Origin of the sequence: Roseovarius sp. D0-M9 (genome assembly GCF_037083805.1) — a bacterium.
Classification (GTDB): Bacteria; Pseudomonadota; Alphaproteobacteria; order Rhodobacterales; family Rhodobacteraceae; genus Roseovarius.
Map to the genome: position 1 here is coordinate 112,626 of NZ_JBAPKZ010000011.1, position 6,817 is coordinate 119,442.

Annotated in this window: 6 protein-coding genes; 1 reads left to right on the forward strand and 5 read right to left on the reverse strand. The window is 56.5% G+C overall.

The genetic code is table 11. The features are described 5' to 3' along the window. Nucleotides 1-8: 8 nt before the first annotated feature. Nucleotides 9-1,241 (reverse strand): MobA/MobL family protein, encoded by a 1,233-nt coding sequence (locus tag V8352_RS09605; RefSeq protein WP_336424063.1) that lies wholly within the window; start codon nt 1,239-1,241, stop codon nt 9-11. A gap of 216 nt (nt 1,242-1,457) precedes the next feature. Between V8352_RS09605 and V8352_RS09610 the strand changes: the two genes are divergently transcribed. Beyond that, entirely contained in the window at nt 1,458-1,811 is a 354-nt protein-coding gene (locus V8352_RS09610) for a hypothetical protein (protein WP_336424064.1), read from the forward strand. 38 nt (nt 1,812-1,849) lie between these two features. Here V8352_RS09610 and V8352_RS09615 read toward each other — a convergent pair whose 3' ends face one another. Genes V8352_RS09615 through V8352_RS09630 form a run of 4 tightly spaced genes read right to left on the reverse strand, consistent with a single transcriptional unit; the run spans nt 1,850 to nt 6,771 of the window. Beyond that, the gene (locus tag V8352_RS09615) at nt 1,850-3,025 is read right to left on the reverse strand and encodes a GIY-YIG nuclease family protein (RefSeq protein ID WP_336424065.1); all 1,176 of its coding nucleotides are present in this window, start codon (nt 3,023-3,025) and stop codon (nt 1,850-1,852) included. Continuing rightward, nucleotides 3,018-5,078, reverse strand: coding sequence for a DEAD/DEAH box helicase (locus tag V8352_RS09620; protein WP_336424066.1), 2,061 nt, complete (start codon nt 5,076-5,078; stop codon nt 3,018-3,020). Before V8352_RS09620 ends, V8352_RS09615 begins: the two co-directional genes overlap by 8 nt. Further along, nucleotides 5,075-6,031: a hypothetical protein gene (locus V8352_RS09625; protein ID WP_336424067.1), complete on the reverse strand. Its 957-nt coding sequence runs from the start codon at nt 6,029-6,031 to the stop codon at nt 5,075-5,077. The genes V8352_RS09620 and V8352_RS09625 overlap by 4 nt, the downstream gene beginning before the upstream one ends. Continuing rightward, complete coding sequence (locus tag V8352_RS09630) at nt 6,028-6,771, reverse strand: type IIL restriction-modification enzyme MmeI (protein WP_336424072.1); 744 nt, start codon at nt 6,769-6,771, stop codon at nt 6,028-6,030. Before V8352_RS09630 ends, V8352_RS09625 begins: the two co-directional genes overlap by 4 nt. Between the last annotated feature and the right edge of the window lie 46 nt (nt 6,772-6,817).

The following is a 6,817-nucleotide window of genomic DNA, read 5'->3' on the forward strand; positions in this document are numbered from 1 at the left end:
CATCCCACTCAAGAACCTCGCGACCGTGGGCCTATCTCCCTTTGACTTTGATTTTTTACGCGGAACGGATTGTCTGGCGCCAATTTCGTGTCGGGAGATATAAATCCCTCAGGGTCGATGTTGTTGTCAAATTCTGGATGGTCGTGTGGAGCATCCTGACCACTTTGTGCCCATGCAATTGCCGCAGAGATCCCGCCGCTGGAATTCAGCATATCGACGGTTGATGCATTTTCGATCACCGTCTGCCTCTCCTCCACCGAGCATGCCGCCGTGAATTTCTTCTTTTCCGCTTTTGCCCTCGCCTTGCGCTCAGACTCTCGGCTGGCAGCGATCTCCGCCGATATGCCCTCAAGGCGAGCCTTCTCTCGTTCAAGCGCCCGGATTTGGTGCCATGACGCCCAAATTTCTTCGTTGCGATCGCGGGCAAAATCGCGAAAAATCCCGGCCATCGTCGTATCGCCGTCGATAGTTGTGGCTTTGGCTTTGCGAGAACGCGCCGTCTTGCGGGGACCCAGATGCTCCTGTGCGGTGAGACCCGCTGGCGCATCTCCGACCGCCGCCATTGCTTCGTACGAGCGCAGATCGATGCGTGAAGTCGATCCGATTTTTGTGAGCGCAGCGTTCGTACGCCGTTCCCATTCGGCTCGAATGATCAGAACTTGTTCCGGCCCGGTTTTTACATTGTCGAGTTCGCGGGTCTTGTTACCAAAGACACCGTGCGGATCCACTGTCCTTGTCGTGAAACGTATGTGGGCGTGAAAATTCAGATTGGTCCGATCTGGGTCGCGCAACGCTTCGGTGTATACTTGCTTCCCTTCTTCGGTATTCTGGTTGCGCCAAAGTTCCTTTCCATTCTTCTTCTTGTGAAAGCTCGGAGCGTGGATGACATAATGTACAGCGACGCTGTACTCATCCTTAAGCCAACACGAGAATGAATGGACAAGCTTGCGCTGTTCGTCGAGCGGCAGCTCGGCGGGCAGTGCAGGGCGAAGTTCCCGTGCCACACGTGAATTGCATCGTGTTTCGCTCGACTCTGCTCGATTCCACAGTGTTGCCGCATCGGAATGCCAGTTGGCAAATCCTTCAGCAAGCAATCCCGGCAGGTTGCTGTAGCTGTAGGTTTTGCCTGTCCTCTCGTCCGTCATCTCGGTCCGGGCGGCGTATGCGGCAGCAGCGACGGCGGACCGGCCATCTGATCGGGAAAGTATGAGAAGAGGACAATGGCTCGCAGGATGTATCATGCATAGGAAGATCAGGCCCCGGCGGGATCTTCGCACAAGGAAAGCCCGCGGCAGGCGCGCTGCAAACGAAGTTTGCGTAATTGCGCCCTTTGCCTTTCAGGCTGCGGGTCCAGATGCACCCGCAGCAGGCTTCATCGATCATTCGAACATGCGATGCGAGACCGATAGCAAGGACCCATTTCCACACTTCGATATGCACCAGACGGAGGAAAGAGCATGGCCAACATCGATCAAAAAATTGATGACATCGAGAAGAAGATAGAGCAACATCGGCAAAGGCTGCGCGATTTGAAGGCACAGTCCACGAAGCAAGAACGAAAAGACGATGCTCGCCGAAAAATCCTTTATGGTGCTGCATATCTCGCAGGGGTGTCTACATTGTCAGAGCGACAGCGAGAGCAAAGCCTGGAGCGCATCCATGCTCAGATTCGTGCGAAAAGAGATCGTGAATTTCTGGGTCTGGACGCACTCGATGACCAATCCACCACAGCACAGAAAAGCGACATAACGTCAGACAGTTCAGAAACACATGATCTGCCCTTCACCTCCTCCAATCGAGATAGCACCTGATTTTGGAAGCAAAGCTGGCAACAGTGATTTCCGGCTGATTACCTCTTGATGATTGCGGCTTGATCAGGTCGATACTCGAAGAGATGCAATGTTCCATCTTGAATTTTGGAAACGGCATCATGAATGACGTCCAACGGAACGACAAACCATTCTCGCGGACGGATAGGCTTATCGAAACGATCACGGATCGTAATGTCGAGCCGTGCTGGGGCAAAGAATCTGTGAAGAAGGTTTTCGAGCGCCGTCCGATCAATATCGATCAATCGAAAGGTAGCCACGTCCTCTACCGCGGCCATCAGAAACGTTGGATCATTTTCAGCGTTGGCAAAGCGTCTTTCGACCTGGCCACCTGTAACTCCGATTTTGTGAATGATCTCCCGGTTCTTTGCGACCTCCGGGTGCTGTGACAGGCTCCGCAAAACATAGATGATGCCAGTCTCGGTGCCTTCAACTTCGGGGACTTCGTCGAAAAGAGGTCCTGCTCCGGTCTCGGTGATGCGTCGCCCGGCCGGATCCTTTGTCAGTGCTTTCTGGAGGGATCGTGCCAGAAGATTGTTCTCTGTTCCGTTGTCGTAGATCACGCGCAACCGGCTGTCGCGGTTTCCGGACTCGTTCAGAAATACCTCGCCGGCTTCTGCGACATAGGCCATCAGGCCGTCAACGATGAAAAACCGGCCCTGTTCGATTTCTGACTTGCGCTCGAACCGACGGGTCTCACGCGTGCCGTCAGCGATATCTTTACTGATTGCGCCGAAAAGCGGCCTGTAGGTTTCAAAATCGGCGCAGGGCTGGCGAACAGCGATTTCCTCTGCCACGCGACGGTCTGCCAGCGATCTCACATGTTTCAACTCTGTCAAACCGCCCTCGTCCGCTTCAACACCCAGGGCAGCCAGAAGGGCGTCATCGTCCATCTCCACATCTGATGTGGGTTCGTTCATCGGGGCGACGAGAAGGTCGTCGTGATCAACATCTGACAGAAGCGCCACGCACTCCGGTTGATCACGCAACCGGTCCAGCCGAACCGCATAAAGCCTCTCGAAAATATCACGATCGGGTCCATGTCGAGGCGCGCGGCCGTGTTGCGCCACAAATTTCTGAATATCCTCAAATCCCGCGATGATCCGCGCCTCTCGCGGCGATGTGGCCGTTTTCGCCTTGGCGATCGGTTCGACACCAAGCTCGGCAAGAATATCCAGATCAGTTCTGTCAGCCATCCGAGACCGCCTTTCTTTGCAGATAGGCTACACCTTCTGCCATCTGCCGCTCCCATGGATCATTTGATGTCAGCGACGGCAAGACGCCGCGCTCTTTCTTGAAACGCACCGCACGCTGGGCCAGCATCCGGGCCTCTTCATGGGTCAAATTGATGCGCTTTTTCGAAATTATCGCGGCCACATCCCTGAGCCTTGCCTCGTCCATCGACTTGGCCAAGATGGCGCGCGCGGTCTGGAAAGGATTGATCCGATCGATGAGGTCAATTTCCAAATCCTTCACGTCTGTGACAAAAGCTCTTACGCCGTCAACAAAGGCGGTATTTGACTTTGGTTGATCATCAGGGTCATGCGCAGTCGCCTTTTCCTTCCCCTTCTGCGTCATCGCCATTGCGGCAACTGCATGTTGCCGGATCGCTTCGCGGTCATCGTCACTTTCGTCCGGATACCGTCGCGCGATGATCTGCCCCATCTTGACCTGCGTTAATTCCTCAGCCGGGGTCTCGTCATCGAAAACCCCGCGTTCGACGGTCTGACGATCTTGCACAAAGGCCGCAAGAACTTCGTTGATGTCTTGCTCGCAAATGCGCTTCGCCTCGGCACTCTTCGGTGCTACGAGACCACCAATTTCCATGTGGAATTGGCCGGTGCCTTCACTGAAGCCGACATTTGTCTCGCCTTCTTTGTATCCTTTCTCTCCATAGTCAAAGCCGTCCTTCGGGCCTGTATTTTTGGGCGTGAATGTGAATTTCGGGGCCAGCACTTGTTCCATCAACAGGCTCGCTGCAATGGCTTTGAGCGTATCGTTCACGGCTTCATTGACTGCCTCATCCGATGCGTCCGGTTCGGCGATGAGGTTGGTGAAACGAGTACTGGTCTTGCCCGGCGCATCGCGGGTAGCTCGGCCGATGATCTGCACGATTTCTGTCAGAGAGGATCGATATCCGACTGTCAGCGCATGTTCGCACCAGATCCAGTCGAAACCTTCCTTGGCCATCCCCAAGGCGATGATGATGTCGACATGATCACGATCGTCTGAATGCGTCGGATCCTTCAGGGATCCAATCACCCGGTCCCGGCGTGCACCGTCGTCGTCCACAAGGTCGGCAATCTTCAATATTGTGCCGTCAGAACGCTCGATCAGCTGGAAACCTGTTGCTGAATCCGCGCCCTTCCAGGTGCCGAGTGCCTGCATTATGTCTTCGGCTTCCTTGATTTTGTCACCGAGGCTCTCACGTGCGTTCACGTTGGGGATGTGGACGATGGTCTTTTTTGCAGGGTCCATCACCTCAGAAATTGCGTCGATATAACGTCCGGCATAAAAGTAATATCCGATGTCCAGGGATTTGAGGTGATCATAGCCGTTCAGTTGCTCGTAGTAGGTGTATGTCACAGACTCAAAGCGCGACTCGTCTTCCGGCATCAGGACAGCCACGGCGTCGCCCCTGAAGTAGCTTCCCGTCATCGCAACGATGTGTGTCTTGTCGCGGACCATGAAGTCACGCAGATGGACACCCAAGCGGTTGTCCGGGTTGGCGCTGACGTGGTGGAACTCGTCCACCGCAATCAGGCGGTCATCGAAGGCCTCGACGCCAATGTCGTCGACGGCGAACCGGAACGTGGCATGTGTGCAGACCAGCACGCGGTCGCCCGATGCCAGGAAGGCTTTGACCGATGCCACCTTGCCCTTGGCAACTTTGGGGTCGTCGGCGCCGGGCGCGTTGCACAGATTCCACTGCGGCGCGACGGTCCAGTCTGCCCAGAACCCGTATTTCGACAGGGGAGTGTCCTTGAACGACGCTCCGATGGATCGCTCGGGCACCACGATTATCGCCTGCCGCAGCCCTTGGTTCTCGAGCTTGTCGAGGGCGATGAACATCAGCGCCCGGGACTTGCCTGACGCCGGGGGCGACTTGATCAGCAGATATTGCTCGCCGCGCTTCTGGTAGGCGCGCTCTTGCATGGCGCGCATGCCGAGCTCGTTAGACTTCTTCGACGCGCCAGTCGCAGCATATTGAACCGAGACGGATGGGGCACTCTTCACGTGATCAATCATGCTTCGTCCCCTGCCTTTAGAGCGGCCTTCCATGCTTCCTCGATTACGCCGTCTTCTGAGAGGAAGAACTCGCGCCCGAGAGACCGCCCGTCTCGGTCCAGCACCGCGATCATGGCCGCTTCGGCAGCCTTTCCTTGGATGGAGCCAAGAAACGCCGATCGCCCTTCGGCTTCGGTGGATTTCAGGACATTCCACTGGAACGGGCCTACCGGGATGTGCCTGTTGTGGGCCTCTCGCCGGTCTTCAGGTGCTTTGGAGAAGCCGACCTTGACGATCTTGCCGCGGGCACTCGGATCGTTGAGGAAGATGCCAGGCTTGCCGGACAGGGTCAGGACGTAAACGTGGCACGGACCCTCGGCCTCCTTGTGCTCTGTCGGCGATTGTGACGTGGGCCCCGGGCGGCTTGGCCGGAGAGCCTCCTCCGCAGGACCGCGCGTTCCATCCACCGGGGGCTGATTGAAGACGTCGACTTCCTCGAGGTCGAGGGAAAGAATCCCACGAGCCTCATCGGCGGTCAGTGGCATTCCCTGTGCCCCGATCACCTGGGCGCGTCCGGGCGTGTAGGTCTCCGATGCGAAGTCCTCAATCAACGGTCGGTTGTGCGGAAGAATTAGCCATGCACGAACGACGCGGACGGCGTGACTCCATTTCCCGGCGGATCGCTCCGCTCCTTCCTTGTCGGCGAAGGCCGCGCTTGGCATGTAATCCCGATCCCGGCCCAACTCATGTGAGCATTGCAGCAGCCCGATGACGCGCTGGCGTTCTGCCGGCTCCGCTCGGCTCGAGCCCGCAATGACCACCAGCACGCCCGGTTCGCTCCGCTTGACGAAACTCGTCCTTGTCGATTCCTGCGTGAAGCCGGTAAAGCCCCAGGTTCCCGGATCGAACCCATCGAAGTAGGTGATCCAGACATTCGGTGGGTTTGCGTTGATCGAGTCCTCCGGGGTCATCATGACGCCTTCTCCTTCTTCGCGGTCATCTTGGTGTACATGTCGAAGAGCTTTTCGAGTCGTTCGGTGTCGTTGCGGAAGCGGCGGCCGATGTAGATGCGTTCGAGGGTTTCGTCGTTGCGGTCATGGGCGGCGCGGAGGTCGTCGGGCATCTTCTCGGGGTCATAGAGCTCGGCGATGGTGGCGGGGAAATGCGCTTCGCGGGCGAGCAGGATGTCCTCGGCACAGCGGGTAAGGTTGGCCTTGTCGGCCTCGGTGAGCTTCGGGACGGGGAAGGTGTTCCAGCAAAGCGAGTTCGAATATCGAACATCACTTTTCATCTTTCCCCCAAAGGTAAAATTCCAAACATAGTGTAGCTTGGAGCACAATATCGCAATATTCCAAGTAGCCGCATCAAGAATTGAAAAAGCAGTAAGCGAAACTACCGTTGACGCGGGCAATAGCGCAGCTGGAACGTATTCTCTTCGCTCAGAAGAAAGCCCCGGGACGATGACTGTGTGATTGGTGGAAGTTTTCATCTCGCGAAACTGGTGCGGGCGATCTACGAGAGAGTTGGCGCTCTTGTCTTTTGTTGTTCTTCGATATTCTTCGACATCGCGCACTCTGGCAGCAACAGCGGGTATAGACATCGCGCGCTCTCGATCTGCATCATCTATCCAAAGGCAGTATCTTATCTTGCCTTGCGGTCCCTTCTCGTTCCGTGTGGGTAGTCGGGCGCACCGGTGCTTGAGCCGCTCCCATATTTCGTGCCTTCGGTAGGCGCGTCCGACGCGGAGACCTCAGCCATCG